This is a genomic window from uncultured Sphingomonas sp. (genome assembly GCF_964244235.1).
GTDB lineage: Bacteria > Pseudomonadota > Alphaproteobacteria > Sphingomonadales > Sphingomonadaceae > Sphingomonas.
Window position 1 is genome coordinate 1 of sequence record NZ_CAXTII010000069.1, and the last position, 15,079, is coordinate 15,079.

A 15,079-nucleotide genomic window follows, 5' to 3' on the forward strand; every position below is an offset into this window, starting at 1 on the left:
CAGCCGCCCGCGATCGAGCACGCGCATCGCGATCTTGAAGCCTTCGCCTTCCGCGCCCAGCCGGTTCGCGGCGGGAACGGGGACGTCGTCGAAATTGACGTCGGCGACCCTGGCACCCTTCTGACCCATCTTCTTTTCCGGCGCGCCGATCGTCACGCCCGGCAGATCGCGCGGCACCAGGAAGGCGGAGACGCCGCGCGCACCCTTATCCTCGCCGGTGCGCGCCATGACGGTGAAGAGGTCCGCCTTGTCGGCATTGGTGATGTAGCGCTTCGTGCCTGACAGGCGGTAGACATCGCCGTCGCGCACCGCACGCGTCTTCACCGCGCCCGAGTCCGATCCGATATCGGGTTCGGTCAGCGCGAAGCTGGTCACCACTTCACCGCTTGCGATCCGCGGCAGCCAATGCGCCTTCTGTTCGGGTGTGCCCGCCATCACCAGCCCCTGGCTGCCGATCCCGACATTGGTGCCGAACGTGGATCGGAAGGCGGGCGTCGTGCGCCCCATCTCCATCGCGACGCGGCATTCCTCGACCATCGTGAGGCCGAGCCCGCCATAGTCCTCCGCGATCGACAGGCCGAACAGGCCCATGTCCTTCATCTCGGCGATGACGGCAGGCGGGATCGCGTCGTTCGCCTCGACCTCCGCCTCCAGCGGGCGCAGCCGTTCGACGACGAAGCGGCGCAGCGTCTCGATCAGCGCGTCGAAGGTTTCGGGGTCGAGGGACATGAGCGCTCCGCCAGCAGGATGACGGCTGGTAGTATCGTCGCCCCCGGCCTGCAAACCGGTTTTTCTAAAAGACCGCGATTTACGACCTCCAGCCCCATACTACGGTCCCAAAAAAAGGACATGAGGATGCGGTTTTCAGGGAAGCGTGCGGTCGTGACCGGCGGTGCGTCGGGCATCGGCCGCGCGACCGCGCGACCGCGCACCGGTTGGCGGACGACGGCGCGCAGGTCGTCATCGGCGATATCGACGAAGCAGGCGGTCACGCGATCGCCGCGCCGTCCAATGGCCGTATCGTCTTCCAGCGGTGCGACGTGACCAGCGAGGCGGACATCGTCACGCTGCTGCAGACGGCGGACGACGGCGGGGGATCGACATCCTGTTCAACAATGCGGGTGCCGGCGGATCGCGCGATCCGATCGACACGGTCTCCGCCGACGATTGGGACCGGACGATGGCGCTGCTGCTGCGCTCGGTCGCGCTCGGCATCCGCCATGCCGCATATCCTGATCGACGGCGGCCTGACGATCGGCACTCGCGCAAGCCGGGATGCTGATGCGCCGTGGCTCCTGTCCGCGCTCGATTCGTTCAGATGACCGGATTTGCGTGCTTTCCGTTCGACCGCAGCGCACGCGAATCGCCAGTCGCGGCTCGGGCAACGCAGCGTCGATCGACGCTTCGCCGGAACGGCGCTGGCCGGTTCGACGATGAACGGAGGGGCTGGAACGACCAGTCGAGCGAGGCGAAACCGCGCGTCCCGGATCGTCGCCGCTGAAACACCGTTCGTCGGAAACGGTTCCCGCCCCCCTTCCCATTAATCGGCGATCCCCCTAGCCCAGGATCAACAACCGTCCAGCGACCTTTGGGGGGTCTCATGACATTCAAGACTTTGACAGCGCGATTCGCGCTGATGGTATCGTGCGCCCTGTCGATGGCCGCTCCGGCAGCGGCCCAGTTCTGGCAGTGCGCGCCCTATGCTCGCGAAGTATCGGGTATCCGGATCCGCGGCAACGCGAACACCTGGTGGGGCCAGGCGGTCGGTCATTACGACCGCGGCCACACCCCCAAGGTCGGCGCGGTGCTCGCGTTCCAGGCCTCGCACCGGATGCGCGTCGGCCATGTCGCGATGGTGTCGAAAATCGTCGGCGACCGCGAGGTCCTGCTGACGCACGCCAACTGGTCGCATCCCGGCCGAATCGAAACCGACGTCCGCGCGGTCGACGTATCGGATGCCGGCGACTGGAGCATGGTGAAGGTGTGGTACGCGCCGCAAGGCGCGCTCGGCACCTCGGCCTATGCGACCAGCGGTTTCATCTATGGCGGCCACGACCAGCCGATACCGCAGATCGCGCAGCACGGCCCGACCGACCCCCGCGGCATCTTCACGCTGGTGAACGACGTCCAGTAGAACCCCGTCATGCCGGCCTTGCGCCGGCATCCATGGCTCCGCGAACAACAACGCCTGTTGATCTCGCTGCACGATGGACCCCCGGCGCAAAGCCGGGGTGACGAGTTAGGCCTGAGCCTTCCCCGCCGTAAACGTCAGCGCGACGCCGTTCATGCAGTAGCGCTTGCCCGTCGGCTTTGGTCCGTCGTCGAACACATGCCCCAAATGGCTTCCGCAACGGCGACAATGGATCTCGTCGCGATCCATCCCTAGCGAGGTATCGGTGCGTGACGCCACCGCATCGGGCAGCGGTTGCCAGAAGCTCGGCCAGCCCGTGCCGCTGTCGAATTTCGTCCTGGAAGAAAATGCGGGCCGTCCGCAGCCCCCGCAGGCGAACACGCCGGCGCGATGCTCGTCGTTCAGCGGACTGGTAAAGGCACGCTCGGTCCCTTCCTTGCGCAGCACGTCATAGGCGGCCGGGGACAGCTTCCTGTGCCACTGCGCGTCGGTCAGCGTGTACGGAAACTTTTCCGCGGCGCGTGCCGGCGCGCTGCTGCATCCGAACAGCGCCAGGCCCGCAGTGCCGGTGCCGGCGATGGTCAGAAAATCCCGGCGGTTCGCGGCATGTTTCATACGACTGATATAGGTTGGCCTGATTGCCGGTGCCAGTGGGTCGTCGACGGGAACTTCCCGTCGGGCCAAGCGATTGGCGGAAGCTAACTTGGAGCAGGAAATTGAGCTTTCAGCAGCTGGAACCGCCGATCCCGGTCCATGTCCTCGACAAGGGCGCGGGTTTCGCCATCGCGGTCATCGATTACGGGCAGGAGCATAACCTGATCTGGGTCACCGCGATCAACGACACCGGCGAAATCTGGTGCGCGCCGAACCCGCGTGTGCGGATGCAGGCGAACTGGACGATGGGCCGCGCAAATCCCGTTGCCGTACAGGCGCGCGGCAACGGGGACTGTTCGGGCGATATCGAAACGGTGCGGGTGGAGACGATCAAGCCGAATTGAGTTCCCGTTCCTTCGCAATCGGGGCCGCCGAAGGCATCAATACCGGCTGACCTCCACGGGCAACGCGCGGTAGCCGTGGACGAAACACGCCGCGATCCGCGTCGGCTCACCGACCACATTCACCCGCATCCGCCGTTTCGCCATTTCCTCCAGCAGGATGCTGATCTGCAGTTCGGCGAGACGCGCACCGACGCAGCGGTGGATGCCGTGCCCGAACGCCAGATGCCGCCGCGCGTTCGCCCGGTCCACCCGGATCGCGTCGGCATCGTCGCCGAACACGCTCTCGTCGCGGTTGGCGGAGATGTACCACAGCGCCAGCTTGTCGCCGGCCTTGATCTGTTGTCCCATCAGTTCGGTATCCGCGGTCGCGGTGCGGCGCATGTGCGCGAGCGGGGTCTGCCAACGGATGATCTCGCTCACCGCGTTGGGGATCAGCGTCGGGTCCCCCTCCAGCTTCGCGCGCTCGTCGGGAAACACGTCGAGCCCGTAGGCCAGCGCGGACATCGTGTTGCGGGTCGTGTCGTTGCCGCCGACGATCAGCAGGATCAGATTGCCGATGAATTCATATTGATCCATCTGCGCCATAGCGTCCGAATGGATCATCATCGAAATCAGGTCGGGGGTCTGTTCCCGGCCGACCTTCGAATTCCACAATTGCTGGAAATAGGCCCCGCATTCGAACATGTAGCCAAGTCGTTCCTTGCGAAGCGCCTCGGTCTTCACCAGTTCGATGTCGCCCGCCCAGTCCGACCAGAATGTCAGCTTGCGCCGGTCTTCCCAGGGAAAATCGAACAGCAGCGCCAGCATCTGCGTCGTCAGTTCGATCGCGACGGTATCGACCCAGTCGAACGGCTTGCCGACGTCGAGGCTGTCGAGCATCGCGGCGGTCCGCGCGCGGATGTTGCCCGAAAGGCGCGTCATTTCCGATGGCGTGAAGGCGGGGGCGATGGTGCGGCGCTGCCCGGTATGCACCGGCCGGTCGCGCGCGATGAACATCGGCAGCCGGACATTGCTGTCGGACAGGAAATCCGCGAGCGCGATCCCGCCGACTTCGGACGAATACAGCTCCGGCAGCGATTCGATCTCGACGATCGGCTTGTACGACGACACCGACCAATAGGGGCCATAGTCGCTATGTTCGCATCGATAGACCGGGGCTTCGGCACGCAGCTTCGCGAACGGCGCCTGCCAGACATCGTCGCGGTAGAGTTCGGCACGACTGACATCCAGCGGATCGACCGGAATATCGTGAGCCGAATCCTGTACCAGCGTCGCCATGTTCTCTCTCCTCGGCGACAGGAAAGCGTTTACTGACATCCTTGTCAATTGGCTTTGGCGCGCTTCCGGAACGGCCGGGCGCTGCCCGATTGCAATACCCCGCGGCGGAACAGCCGCGCGCCGATCGCGATGAAGATCGCGACCCATAACAGCTGCCACGACAGCGCGAGCAGATGCGGCCAGAGCGCCGGCGCATTCGCCGCGAGCCCGGCCATCGCGAACGGCGATGACAGCGGGAATATCTCCGCGAAGGTCGCGACCCAACTGCCCGGCCGCGCCGCCGCGGCGGACGACAGCGCGAACATCGCGACTTGCAGGATCGTGATCGGCAGCGACAGCATCTGGATCTCGCGCATCGTCGACGCCTGCGCGCCGACGCCGAGGAACACCGATCCGAGCAGCAGATACGCCATCGCGAAATAGGCGATGAACAGGACCGCGAACATCGGCGCGCCGACCGCTGGTGCCAGATCGTGCAACCCGGCCGCGATCGACTGGGGCAGCAGCATCGACACCTGGCTGACGACCGTCGCCCAGAAGGCGACGAACAGCAACGCGACCCCGAACATGCCGAGCAGCTTGCCGAGGAACACGCTTTCCAGCGGCACCGCCGCGGCAAGCACCTCGATCACCTTGTTGTTGCGTTCTTCCGCCATCGTGCCGACGACTTGCCCTGCAAGTAACAAGGTCAGGAAGAAGATGCCGAAGACCGCGAAGAAGGCCGACTGGTGCCGCCCGCCCGGCGTGGCATGCCCGCGCACGATCGGTCGCTTGGTCGCGGCCACCGTCGGCAGCGTGCCGCCCAGTTGCTGCGCGGCCAGCGTGGTCTGCGCCAGCAGCGCGAGATAATCCGCCGCCCGCGATCCGCGCGCGCCGTAGAGGATGGTCGGGCGGTCGAGCGGCCCGTACAGCACGGCCGCGGCTTCATAGCGATGATCGTCGAACGCGGCATGCGCTTGTCTGGCGGGATCGTCCGCCGGCGCGGTCGTCAGCAGCGCAGGCGGTGCCTCGTCGGGCCGAAATCCCCCACGGAGCCGCGCATCGGCGGCGGCGATCGGGGCGGCGAGCGTCGACGGCACGATCGCGACGACCCGCGACTTGTCGCCCCCGCCGCCGTCCGCGACGCTTGCCGCGCCCATGCCGCCGATCGCTCCGAACGACCCCATGATGACGGGCGCGAACAGGAACAGCAGGAAGATCGGCGTGAAGACCGTCGCGATGAAATCGCGCCGCGCGATGGTCAGCGTCTGGCGGATGCTTCGGCGCAGGTCGCTCATGCCGCATCCCCCGGCGGCGCGGTCGCCTGTTCGCCGACGATCCGAACGAACGCCTCGTGCAACCCCGGGCGATCGATCGACAGGCCGGCGATGCCGTGGCCCGCATCGATCAATCGGACGAGCAGCGGTTCGATCCCCCCGGGGGGCAACGCGAAGCGCCATTCGCCGCCGTCGCGCACCGCATCCGGCGGCAGCGACGCCCCGATTTCCGCGTCGGCGTGGCGCGGCCGATACTGCACCCGGTCGGGCAAGGTCGCGCGTGCCTCGCCCACCGTCCCCTCGAACCGCCGCTTGCCGCCGGCGATGATCGCCAGCCGATCGCATAGCCGCTGCGCATGCGCCATGACGTGCGTCGACAGGAGGATCGTCGCGCCGCGGTCGCGTTCGGCCAGGATCATCGCCTCGAGCCGTTCCTGATTGACCGGATCGAGCCCCGAAAAGGGTTCGTCGAGCACGAGCAGATCGGGCCGGTGGACGACCGAGCCGAGCAGCTGGACGAGCTGCGCCATCCCCTTCGACAATTTGCGGATTTTCGTATCCATGGCATGGCCGAGGCCCGCCCCTTCCATAAGTTCGACCGCGCGTGCGCGTCCCGTCTTCCAGTCGAGCCCGCGAAGCGCGCCCATGAACGCGATCGCCTCGCGCGCCTTCATCGCCGGATACAGTCCGCGTTCCTCGGGCAGATAGCCGACCCGGTCCCCGGCATCGCGCGGATGCGCGCAGCCGAGCAACACCCGATCGCCCGTATCGGGTTCGATGATCCCGAGCAGCATCCTGAGCGTCGTGGTCTTGCCCGCGCCATTGGGGCCGAGCACGCCGTAGATCGTCCCCGCCGGCACCGCGATATCGATGCCGTCGACCACACGCCGGTCACCGAAACGCTTGACGAGGCCATTGGCCGCAATGGCCAGTCCGTTATTCAACACCGTCCCCCTAGCGCCGAACGCCGGCCGGTGCAGGGTAGCGAGGGAAAGCGGTGGAGGACAAGCGGATAGCGCGCCATCGGGCGGTACTTCTCGTCACCCCGGCCTTGCGCCGGGGTCGAGCCCGGCATGACGGAAAGAGCGGGCGTCATTTGGTCGTTTACGCACGGCCTGCCGTAGAAGGACGACCCTACGCCTTCTCCAGCGTGCATTGCAGCGGGTGCTGGTTCTGCCGGGCGAAGTCCATGACCTGCCCGACCTTCGTCTCCGCGACTTCGTAGCTGAACACGCCGCACACCCCCACACCCTTCTGATGGACGTGGAGCATGACTCGCGTCGCCTCTTCCATGTTCATCCGGAAAAACCGCTGGAGGCACAGGACGACGAATTCCATCGGCGTATAGTCGTCGTTCAGCATCAGCACGCGGTAAGGCGTCGGCTGCCTGGTCCGGCTGCGCGTCCTGGTGGCGATACCGGTGCCGGTGCCGTCTTCGCGGTCGTCGTCGCGGCGCTGGGCCATCCCGGTCGAGTCTGGCTGCATAGCGCGCAGATATGGCAAATGGCGACGCAAGGGCAAGGGCCCGAACGGTAAAAGGGCGACCGTCCCTGCCGGACGGCCGCCCTTTCGTCGGTCGCGTTCATGCAAGTGGGCGGTAGCTATGCGGCGACCTTCATCTTGTCGGCCGCGATCGCCATGCGGTTCGAAATCGGCTGCGCGACTTCGCCCGCCAGCTTCAGCATCGCTTCGGTCGAACGCGACGTCTCGGCGATCATCGCGTCGAACATGCTGCGGGCATAATCGGACTGGAGCTTCATGAATTCGGTCGGCGACTTGACCGACGCGAGCGTGCGGATCGCGGCGGTCGCGCCCTCGAACGACCTGCGGGCATAAGCGGCCGAATCCTGGCCCATCGTCTCGATGCCGCGCGCGGCGATCTTGCCCGATTCGACGACGGCCTCGACATTGCCCTTGCCGAACGCATTGATCTCTTCGACCATCTTGGCGCTTTGCTCCATCGCACCCTTGGCGCGATCGCCGACATCGGCGAACATCGCCGTCGCCTTGGCCTGGGTCTCTTCGGCGATATTCCTGCTCATGACGTTCATCGGTATCTCCCTGACTGTGGATGCGGCCCGGACGGGCGGTTTTTTCGGTGCAGCGCGCACGGCCTTGGCGGTGGACAGGGTCATATGCGTCGCTCCAGCTTCATGCTGCAGCGCACAATATGCATGACGCCGGCGGAAATCAAGCCCGTTGCGCAGTGCAGCAAACGCGGTCGTCAGCGCGTCCGGACATATGTCCCCGGTGCCGCCTCGATCGCCGGCAAGGCACCCCCGCCCGGGATCCGGGCGCCCGTCGGTGCGACGGTCGCCTCGCCGAAACCGCGCAGCCAGACGATCCAGTCGGGCCACCAGCTGCCCTTGGTCTCGGTCGCGCCGGCGACGAAATCGTCGAGCGATGCGGGCGTGCCGCCGTTGGTCCAATATTGATATTTGCCCGATGCCGGCGGGTTGACGACGCCGGCGATATGCCCCGATCCCGCCAGCACGAAACGGATCGGTCCGGCGAATTGCTCGGTGATCTTCCACACGCTCGCCGCCGGCGCGATATGGTCCTCGCGCCCCGCCTGGACATAGGTCGGCGTCGCGACCTTGCGCAGGTCGATCGGCGTACCGCCGGCGGACAAGGCACCGGGCTGCACCAGCCGGTTGTCGCGGTAGAGATCGGTCAGATAGCTCATGTGCCATTTGCCCGGCAGATTGGTCGTGTCGCCGTTCCAGTGGAGCAAGTCGAACGCCGCATAATCCTGCCCGAGCAGATAATTGTCGGTGACGTAGTTCCAGATCAGGTCACGGGCACGCAGCGTGTTGAACGTCATCGCCATGTAGCGCCCGTCGAGGTACCCGTCCGCCGACAGCGCCTTCACCAGCGCGAGCTGGTGGTCGGTCACGAACAGCTTCAGATCCCCCGCATCGGCGAAATCGACCTGCGCAGTGAAGAAGGTCGCACTTTCCACGCGGTCCGCCTGCCCCTCCGCCGCCTGGACCGCGAGCGTGGCGGCAAGCGTCGTACCCGCGACGCAGTAGCCGATCGCATGCACCGCCGGCACGTCCAGCAGCGCGCGCACGGTATCGACCGCGTCGCGCTGCGCGGCGATATAATCGTCCCAAACGACGTCGGCCATGCTCGCGTCGGCGGATTTCCACGACACCATGAACACCGTCAGTCCCTGGTCGACCGCCCAGCGGATGAAGCTCTTCTCCGGCGTCAGGTCGAGGATGTAGAAACGGTTGATCCATGGCGGGAAGATCACGAGCGGGGTCGCCAGCACCGCGTCGGTCGCCGGCGCATATTGGATGAGTTCGTACAGCGGCGTCCGGTGAATGACCTGACCCGGCGTGGTCGCCAGGTTGCGCCCCACTTCGAAGGCATCGTCCGCGACATGAGTCAGCTGGCCGCGTGCGAGATCGCCGAGGAAATGCGACATCCCCTTGACCAGATTGTCGCCGCGCGTGGCGATGGTCTTCGCGATCACCTCCGGATTGGTCAGCGCGAAATTGGCGGGGCTGATCGCATCGATCATGCCCCGCGCCGCGAAGCGAAGCCGCTCGCGTGCGGCATCGTCGATCCCCTCGATCCCCTCGACCGCGCGCAGCAGATGCGCGGATATCAGGTCGTAGCTTCGGCGCATCAGGTCGAAACCGGGATGCTCGCGCCAGGCCACCGCCTTGAAACGCCTGTCGCGTTCGGGCGCGTCGCTTTGCTGCGGGACGGGGTCGAGGAACCGCTCCCACAGCGCGAACCCGTCGCGCCAGAAATCGCGTGCGCGTGCCAGCGCGGCAGGATCGGTCAGGCCGGGGACGACCGGCACCGCGCCCGGCCGTTCCAGCGCGGCGATCCCGGTCTCGACCGCGGCACGCTGCATCTCGAGCATCTGCTGCGGCCAATCGCCCGCGGGCGGCGGCGAATCGTCGGGTGGCGTTTGTTCGGCCATGCGCATCTCCTGGCCGTCTCCTACCCCCAAATGTCATGCCAGCGGAAGTCGGCATCTCTTGGGGATGCCGGCCCGACGATCACGAGACCGCCGCTTTCGTCAGGGTGACAGGTGATGTAAACGATGCGGCGAAAGGGTCCGCCCCATGTCAGACGACGAATTCTACCGCATCAAACGCCTGCCGCCATACGTCATCGCCGAAGTCAACGGCATGCGGGCGGCGGCGCGCGCCGGCGGGGAGGACATCATCGATCTCGGCATGGGCAATCCCGATCTGCCGCCGCCGTCGCATGTCATCGAAAAGCTGATCGAGGTCGCGCGCAAGCCCGGCGCGCACGGCTATTCGCAGTCCAGGGGCATTCCCGGGCTGAGGCGAGCACAGGCCAATTATTATGGCCGCCGGTTCGGCGTCGACCTCGACCCCGAAACCGAAGTCGTGGTGACGATGGGATCGAAGGAGGGGCTTGCCAGCCTCGCCACCGCGATCACCGCGCCGGGCGACGTCGTGCTCGCGCCGAACCCGAGCTACCCGATCCACACTTTCGGTTTCATCATCGCGGGCGCCACGATCCGCGCGGTGCCGACGACCCCCGACGAAGCGTATTTTGCAAGCCTGGAGCGCGCGATTGCCTTCACCGTGCCGCGGCCGAGCGTGCTGGTCGTGAACTATCCGTCGAACCCGACCGCGGAGACGGTCGACCTTGCGTTCTACGAACGGCTGATCGACTGGGCGCGCGCCAATCAGGTCTGGATCGTGTCCGATCTCGCCTATTCCGAACTGTATTTCGACGGCAAGCCGACGGTCTCGGTCTTGCAGGTGAAGGGCGCGAAGCACGTCGCGGTGGAATTCACCTCGCTGTCGAAAACCTATTCGATGGCCGGCTGGCGGATGGGCTTCGCGGTCGGCAACATGAAACTGATCGCGGCGATGACTCGGGTGAAGTCGTATCTGGATTATGGCGCATTCACGCCGATCCAGGCGGCGGCGTGCGCCGCGCTCAACGGCCCGCAGGACATCGTGGAAAAGAACCGACAGCTCTATCACAAGCGCCGCGACGTGCTGGTCGAAAGCTTCGCGCGGGCGGGATGGGACATCCCGTCGCCTGCCGCATCGATGTTCGCCTGGGCACCGCTGCCGCCCGCGCTCAGGCATCTGGGCAGCCTGGAGTTCACCAAGCAATTGCTGACCCACGCCCAGGTCGCGGTCGCGCCGGGGGTCGGTTACGGCGAGAATGGCGAGGGCTTCGTCCGGGTCGCGATGGTCGAGAACGAACAGCGCCTTCGCCAGGCGGCGCGCAACGTGCGGCGATATCTGCAATCGATGGGGGTGAACACGCCGGCGCAGGGGGCGGGGTAGCGCCGTAGTCCATGGCAATGCCGTTCTCCCGCGAACGCGGGAGCCCAGGGTTACGCGCGATGACCTCATTACCCTGGGCCCCCGCTTTCGCAGGGGAACACCAGATTTCATCTGACAGCGACAAGCGCCGCACCCCTACTCCGCCGCCTGCATCTCGTCCGGATCGCGCGCGACATCGCCGGGCAGCGCCCAGATCAAATCGCCCTTACCCAGCACGCGACCGTCCTGCGACAGGACCGAGATCGGCTGCAACGGCCGCCGATCTCGTTCGTCGACCAGGATCGGATAGGCGGGTACGCCTGTCTCCCACCGCTCGCCCCATTGCCGGAGCGCGATCATCGTCGGCAGCAGCGCGAAGCCCTTGTCGGTCAGGCCATAGGCGATCTTGCGTCGATCCTCGGGGATCGTCTGCCGCGCCAATATGCCATGCTCGACCAGCCGGCCGAGCCGGTTCGCCAGGATGTTGCGCGCGATGCCCAGTTCGGACTGGAATTCCTCGAAATGGTGCAGCCCGTTGAACGCCGCGCGCAGGATCAGGAACGACCAGCGTTCGCCCACCGCCTCCAGCGCGGCGGGCAGGCTGCATTTCAGCGACGGTTCGCGCAATTCCATCGACGACATCCTCTGAGCTCTCCTTTACCGCAGATCGGCCAATCTGCCCAGAGCCGATAGGTTTTGTCTTGCTACTGTTTTGCCTGCAGCATAGATAGCGATTCGCAACCTTTGCCGGAGACAGCCATGACCGCTCATCGTCGCCGCGTCGGCGCTGCTCGCCATTCCGGCGGCTGCACCCGCGCAAGTCGGCGGTTATCATGTCGCGGTACCTGCCGCCGTGCCGACCAGGTCCGGGCTGATGACGCATGCGACCTATTGGTCGCTTAGGAACGGCGCGCATGTCGCGCCCCGCGCCGCCGAACGCGACATGGTCCTGTGCCAGTTGGTCGTGCGGAGCGTCGGTTCGCTGTCCAGCTTCACCGCGGGCGGCAACGCGTACGACGGCATGGGGGGGACGGGATCATGATCGCGACGCTGATGATCGGCCTGTGGCTGACGATGACGATCGCACCGGCGACGCCGATCGCACGCGGGTTGCGGGTGTGGATGGTCGATCGACCTGCCGCGTTGCTTGCGCGGATTACGCGGGGTCATGTCGTGATGATGGCGAGCGTAGTCCTCGTGACGTTCGTCGCTTCCCGCTGGCTCGGCGACGACATAGTCGCTTTCCTCGGCATGGGCGCGCCAGAACTAGTAGCGTGGAGCGTTGCGTTCGACGTCGCGACCTATGCAGACATGGCGGTCGCAGTGTTGCTGATATCCTCGACGGCGCCGTTGCGAAGCTTCGCGTCGCGTGTCGTGGCTCCAATCCGTTACCTGGCTTCACGCCATCGCCGCATGCGAAGCGTCTCGCGCGGTTCGCGGCGATCCGCGGCAAATGACGATGAAGAAGGACGAATGCCAATCGCCGCCTGATCGCGGCGTTGCGGATATCGTCCGCGGACTCTAGGTCGATCGCGACATTAGGAAGGGCGGACGTGACGGCGCTGTTGCGACGGTTCGATGCGATGCGGGCGAGCGGGGTGCTGGGGCAGCTGGTGCGCTTCGGCATCGCGGGCGGGGTGTCGAGTATCGTCTATTCGCTCGTCTATCTGCCGCTGACGCATTTCGTGTTTCCGGGGGTACGCGCAGTGCTGGCGGTGCCGTTCGCGTTCGCCGTCGCGGTGACGGTCGGGTTCTTTCTCCACAGCAAATGGAGCTTCAAGGATCACGGCACGCGCGACGGCGGCTTCGTGCAGCATGGCAAGTTCGTCGCGGTCCAGGCGTCGGGACTGGCGCTGAACGCGGTCGTGACCTGGGTCGGCACCGCGCTGCTGCATCTGTCGCCTTGGGTGCCGCTAATCCCTGCGATCTTCCTCGCGGCGATCGTCACTTTCGTGCTCAACCGTTTCTGGGTGTTCGGCTGATATGGATCGCATCGTCTACGACCGCATGGCCGCGCATGATTCGACGCATTGGTGGTACCGCGCGCGCCGCGATATCCTGGCGGATTACCTGACGCGCTATGCCGATTTGCCCGAGGGCGCGCGCATCCTGGAGATAGGGTGCGGCACCGGGCACAATCTGCCGATGCTGAGCGGGTTCGGCACCGTCGATGCGATCGAGATCGATCCGGCGGCGCGTGCCATCGCAACCGCGCGGCTGGGCAAAACGGTCGGTGCGGCGCCGCTCCCCGAACTGCCGGGCGTGCCGCGCGCGGCCTATGATCTGGTCGCGGTGCTCGATGTCGTCGAACATATCGCGGACGACGTCGCCGCGCTCGCCGCGATGGCGAGATGCCTGAGGCCCGGCGGCAAGATCCTGATCGCGGTGCCCGCGCATCAATGGATGTGGAGTGCGCACGACACGGTCAACCATCATCACCGGCGCTATTCGAAGAAGACTTTGGTCGCCGCGATCGGGGCGGCGGGGCTGAAGCCGGTAAAGCTCGGCTATTTCAATTCGCTGCTGTTCCCGCTTGCCGCCGCGGCGCGCGTCGCCGGGCGGCTGACGGGGCGCGACGACAGCGACGATTCGCCGCCGGCGAAACCGGTCAACGCGCTGTTCGAGCGGATCTTCCGGCTGGAGCGGCATCTGGTCGGGCGGGTGCCGATGACGCCGGGGGTGTCGATCGTGACGCTGGCGGTGCCGCGCTAGGCGTCGGTCTCCGTCGGCTCCGCCCGAAACCCCAGTGTCGCCCGCCCCAGCACCGGCCCCGCCACGTCGGCGACGATGTACAGCGGCCGGTGCTTCGATTCGATGTACAGCCGCCCCAGATATTCGCCGATCATTCCCAGCACGAACATCTGCACTGCGCCCAGCAGCACGACGACCAGCATCGTCGAGGTCCAGCCCTGCACCGCGCTGCCGGTGAAGAATCCGATCGCGATATAGACGAACAGCAATAGCGACGCGCCCGTCAGCGCGAGCCCGGCATGGCTGGCGAAGCGCAAGGGGGCGGTGGAGAAGCCGGTCACCGCGTCGAACGCCAGCCGGATCATCTTGCCGATCGGGTAATTGGTCTCGCCCGCATGCCGTTCGGCACGATCGTACGGGAACGGCACCTGGCGGAAACCGACCCAGGCGACCATCCCGCGGATGAAGCGCGCCTGTTCGGGCAGCGACAGGAACGCGTCGAGCGCACGTCGGCTCATCAGCCGGAAATCGCCGGTGTCGAGCGGGATCGGCGTGTCGGTGACACGGTCCAGCACGCGGTAGAACAGCGCCGCGGTCGCCTTCTTGAACAGCGTCTCGCCGTCGCGCTTGCGGCGGACGGCATAGACGACGTCGGCGGCCCGGGCGACCATCGCCGCACGCATGTCGGCAAGGAGTTCGGGGGGGTCCTGCAGGTCGGCGTCGATGACGAGGATCTGCGCGCCACCGCACAGATCGAGCCCGGCGGTCAGCGCCAACTGGTGGCCATGGTTGCGCGACAGGTTGATCGCGACCAGCCGCGGATCGGCCGCGGCGAGGCGTTGCATGACCGCCCAGCTGTCGTCGCGCGATCCGTCGTTGATGAGGACGATCTCGTAATCCTCGGCGACCACGCCGTGCGCCGCAGCGGTGATCCGCGCGTGCAGCGGATCGAGGCAGGCGGCCTCGTTATAGCAGGGGACGACGATCGACAGCGCGGGACGGTGCATAATGGCTATTGGTAGCGCGCGCATCCCGCATCGTCACCTGCTCGTTGAAAAGATGGGCTAACTTAGCTAAGTGGGGATGCAGGAGGTCGATATGGCGACGACGGTCAAGATGCACGAAGCGAAGACGCATTTGTCGAGTCTCGTGGCGCGCGCAATGGGTGGCGAGGAGATCGTCATCGCGCGCGGCGACAAGGCGCAGGTGAGGCTGGTTCCGGTGGAGGAGCGCAAGCCCGACCGCGTGCCTGGCGCGCTGGCCGGCCGTATTTCAGTGCCGGACAGCTTTTTCGAGCCGATGTCCGAAGAAGACCTGTTGCTCTGGGAGGGCGGGTGAGGCTGCTGCTCGATACGCATGCGCTGGCATGGTGGTTCGAGAATAGCGCGCGGCTCGGCACTAGGACGCGGTGACATTTTAGGGATTCCACTGAGCCGATAGTTCTGATTC

At 66.1% G+C, this 15,079-nt stretch carries 20 protein-coding genes; 9 read left to right on the top strand and 11 right to left on the bottom strand.

Annotated features, from left to right (window positions below; all coding sequences use genetic code 11):
• On the bottom strand, positions 1-729 hold a 729-nt coding region (locus ACFE7D_RS11220; protein WP_375395503.1), incomplete at its 3' end, for an acyl-CoA dehydrogenase family protein.
• On the bottom strand, positions 696-992 hold the full coding sequence (locus tag ACFE7D_RS11225; RefSeq protein WP_375395504.1) for a hypothetical protein: 297 nt from the start codon (positions 990-992) through the stop codon (positions 696-698). The genes ACFE7D_RS11220 and ACFE7D_RS11225, both read right to left, overlap by 34 nt.
• Positions 993-1,033: 41 nt before the next feature.
• Between ACFE7D_RS11225 and ACFE7D_RS11230 the strand changes: the two genes are divergently transcribed.
• Both ACFE7D_RS11230 and ACFE7D_RS11235 read left to right on the top strand, forming a co-directional pair.
• A complete protein-coding gene (locus ACFE7D_RS11230) occupies positions 1,034-1,282 on the top strand; it encodes a hypothetical protein (protein WP_375395505.1) in 249 nt (82 codons plus the stop codon).
• 318 nt (positions 1,283-1,600) lie between these two features.
• The gene (locus ACFE7D_RS11235; RefSeq protein ID WP_375395506.1) at positions 1,601-2,134 is read left to right on the top strand and encodes a CHAP domain-containing protein; all 534 of its coding nucleotides are present in this window, start codon (positions 1,601-1,603) and stop codon (positions 2,132-2,134) included.
• Positions 2,135-2,239: 105 nt separating this feature from the next.
• Here ACFE7D_RS11235 and msrB read toward each other — a convergent pair whose 3' ends face one another.
• Positions 2,240-2,746, bottom strand: a complete 507-nt coding sequence (gene msrB, locus ACFE7D_RS11240; RefSeq protein ID WP_375395507.1) for a peptide-methionine (R)-S-oxide reductase MsrB — start codon at positions 2,744-2,746, stop codon at positions 2,240-2,242.
• A 101-nt stretch (positions 2,747-2,847) separates the two neighbouring features.
• On the opposite strand from msrB, the gene ACFE7D_RS11245 reads away from it, so the two are divergent.
• Positions 2,848-3,129, top strand: a complete 282-nt coding sequence (locus tag ACFE7D_RS11245; protein WP_174284973.1) for a hypothetical protein — start codon at positions 2,848-2,850, stop codon at positions 3,127-3,129.
• 36 nt (positions 3,130-3,165) lie between these two features.
• Here the strand turns inward: ACFE7D_RS11245 and ACFE7D_RS11250 are convergent, their stop codons facing one another.
• From ACFE7D_RS11250 to ACFE7D_RS11275, 6 genes are all read right to left on the bottom strand, one after another.
• Positions 3,166-4,407 (bottom strand): cytochrome P450, encoded by a 1,242-nt coding sequence (locus ACFE7D_RS11250; RefSeq protein ID WP_375395508.1) that lies wholly within the window; start codon positions 4,405-4,407, stop codon positions 3,166-3,168.
• 44 nt (positions 4,408-4,451) lie between these two features.
• Complete coding sequence (locus tag ACFE7D_RS11255) at positions 4,452-5,684, bottom strand: ABC transporter permease (protein ID WP_375395509.1); 1,233 nt, start codon at positions 5,682-5,684, stop codon at positions 4,452-4,454.
• Positions 5,681-6,607 (bottom strand): ABC transporter ATP-binding protein, encoded by a 927-nt coding sequence (locus ACFE7D_RS11260; RefSeq protein WP_375395510.1) that lies wholly within the window; start codon positions 6,605-6,607, stop codon positions 5,681-5,683. Before ACFE7D_RS11260 ends, ACFE7D_RS11255 begins: the two co-directional genes overlap by 4 nt.
• 190 nt (positions 6,608-6,797) lie before the next feature.
• Positions 6,798-7,127, bottom strand: coding sequence for an ATP-dependent Clp protease adapter ClpS (gene clpS, locus ACFE7D_RS11265; protein WP_375395521.1), 330 nt, complete (start codon positions 7,125-7,127; stop codon positions 6,798-6,800).
• 137 nt (positions 7,128-7,264) lie between these two features.
• Positions 7,265-7,714, bottom strand: coding sequence for a phasin family protein (locus tag ACFE7D_RS11270; protein ID WP_375395511.1), 450 nt, complete (start codon positions 7,712-7,714; stop codon positions 7,265-7,267).
• 173 nt (positions 7,715-7,887) lie between these two features.
• Positions 7,888-9,603: a PHA/PHB synthase family protein gene (locus ACFE7D_RS11275; protein WP_375395512.1), complete on the bottom strand. Its 1,716-nt coding sequence runs from the start codon at positions 9,601-9,603 to the stop codon at positions 7,888-7,890.
• A gap of 145 nt (positions 9,604-9,748) precedes the next feature.
• On the opposite strand from ACFE7D_RS11275, the gene ACFE7D_RS11280 reads away from it, so the two are divergent.
• Entirely contained in the window at positions 9,749-10,960 is a 1,212-nt protein-coding gene (locus ACFE7D_RS11280) for an LL-diaminopimelate aminotransferase (protein ID WP_375395513.1), read from the top strand.
• A 135-nt stretch (positions 10,961-11,095) separates the two neighbouring features.
• Here the strand turns inward: ACFE7D_RS11280 and ACFE7D_RS11285 are convergent, their stop codons facing one another.
• Complete coding sequence (locus ACFE7D_RS11285) at positions 11,096-11,572, bottom strand: winged helix-turn-helix transcriptional regulator (protein WP_375395514.1); 477 nt, start codon at positions 11,570-11,572, stop codon at positions 11,096-11,098.
• A gap of 220 nt (positions 11,573-11,792) precedes the next feature.
• Here ACFE7D_RS11285 and ACFE7D_RS11290 point away from each other — a divergent pair, with 220 nt between their 5' ends.
• From ACFE7D_RS11290 to ACFE7D_RS11305, 4 genes are all read left to right on the top strand, one after another.
• Entirely contained in the window at positions 11,793-11,981 is a 189-nt protein-coding gene (locus ACFE7D_RS11290) for a hypothetical protein (RefSeq protein WP_375395515.1), read from the top strand.
• Complete coding sequence (locus ACFE7D_RS11295) at positions 11,978-12,430, top strand: hypothetical protein (protein ID WP_375395516.1); 453 nt, start codon at positions 11,978-11,980, stop codon at positions 12,428-12,430. Before ACFE7D_RS11290 ends, ACFE7D_RS11295 begins: the two co-directional genes overlap by 4 nt.
• Positions 12,431-12,492: 62 nt before the next feature.
• The gene (locus ACFE7D_RS11300) at positions 12,493-12,921 is read left to right on the top strand and encodes a GtrA family protein (RefSeq protein ID WP_375395517.1); all 429 of its coding nucleotides are present in this window, start codon (positions 12,493-12,495) and stop codon (positions 12,919-12,921) included.
• 1 nt (position 12,922) lies between these two features.
• On the top strand, positions 12,923-13,651 hold the full coding sequence (locus tag ACFE7D_RS11305) for a class I SAM-dependent methyltransferase (protein ID WP_375395518.1): 729 nt from the start codon (positions 12,923-12,925) through the stop codon (positions 13,649-13,651).
• On the opposite strand, the gene ACFE7D_RS11310 is transcribed toward ACFE7D_RS11305, so the two are convergent.
• Entirely contained in the window at positions 13,648-14,637 is a 990-nt protein-coding gene (locus ACFE7D_RS11310) for a glycosyltransferase family 2 protein (protein ID WP_375395519.1), read from the bottom strand. The genes ACFE7D_RS11305 and ACFE7D_RS11310 overlap by 4 nt on opposite strands.
• 91 nt (positions 14,638-14,728) lie before the next feature.
• Between ACFE7D_RS11310 and ACFE7D_RS11315 the strand changes: the two genes are divergently transcribed.
• The gene (locus ACFE7D_RS11315) at positions 14,729-14,968 is read left to right on the top strand and encodes a type II toxin-antitoxin system Phd/YefM family antitoxin (RefSeq protein ID WP_375395520.1); all 240 of its coding nucleotides are present in this window, start codon (positions 14,729-14,731) and stop codon (positions 14,966-14,968) included.
• The last annotated feature ends 111 nt before the right edge of the window (positions 14,969-15,079 follow it).

What these genes read in the sequence shown, in the direction of transcription:
- ACFE7D_RS11235 (WP_375395506.1), top strand. Translation starts at nt 1,601, where the DNA reads ATGACATTCAAGACTTTGACAGCGCGATTCGCGCTGATGGTATCGTGC.
- msrB (WP_375395507.1), bottom strand. Translation starts at nt 2,746, where the DNA reads ATGAAACATGCCGCGAACCGCCGGGATTTTCTGACCATCGCCGGCACC.
- ACFE7D_RS11250 (WP_375395508.1), bottom strand. Translation starts at nt 4,407, where the DNA reads ATGGCGACGCTGGTACAGGATTCGGCTCACGATATTCCGGTCGATCCG.
- ACFE7D_RS11255 (WP_375395509.1), bottom strand. Translation starts at nt 5,684, where the DNA reads ATGAGCGACCTGCGCCGAAGCATCCGCCAGACGCTGACCATCGCGCGG.
- clpS (WP_375395521.1), bottom strand. Translation starts at nt 7,127, where the DNA reads ATGGCCCAGCGCCGCGACGACGACCGCGAAGACGGCACCGGCACCGGT.
- ACFE7D_RS11270 (WP_375395511.1), bottom strand. Translation starts at nt 7,714, where the DNA reads ATGAACGTCATGAGCAGGAATATCGCCGAAGAGACCCAGGCCAAGGCG.
- ACFE7D_RS11275 (WP_375395512.1), bottom strand. Translation starts at nt 9,603, where the DNA reads ATGGCCGAACAAACGCCACCCGACGATTCGCCGCCGCCCGCGGGCGAT.
- ACFE7D_RS11280 (WP_375395513.1), top strand. Translation starts at nt 9,749, where the DNA reads ATGTCAGACGACGAATTCTACCGCATCAAACGCCTGCCGCCATACGTC.
- ACFE7D_RS11285 (WP_375395514.1), bottom strand. Translation starts at nt 11,572, where the DNA reads ATGGAATTGCGCGAACCGTCGCTGAAATGCAGCCTGCCCGCCGCGCTG.
- ACFE7D_RS11295 (WP_375395516.1), top strand. Translation starts at nt 11,978, where the DNA reads ATGATCGCGACGCTGATGATCGGCCTGTGGCTGACGATGACGATCGCA.
- ACFE7D_RS11305 (WP_375395518.1), top strand. Translation starts at nt 12,923, where the DNA reads ATGGATCGCATCGTCTACGACCGCATGGCCGCGCATGATTCGACGCAT.
- ACFE7D_RS11310 (WP_375395519.1), bottom strand. Translation starts at nt 14,637, where the DNA reads ATGCACCGTCCCGCGCTGTCGATCGTCGTCCCCTGCTATAACGAGGCC.
- ACFE7D_RS11315 (WP_375395520.1), top strand. Translation starts at nt 14,729, where the DNA reads ATGGCGACGACGGTCAAGATGCACGAAGCGAAGACGCATTTGTCGAGT.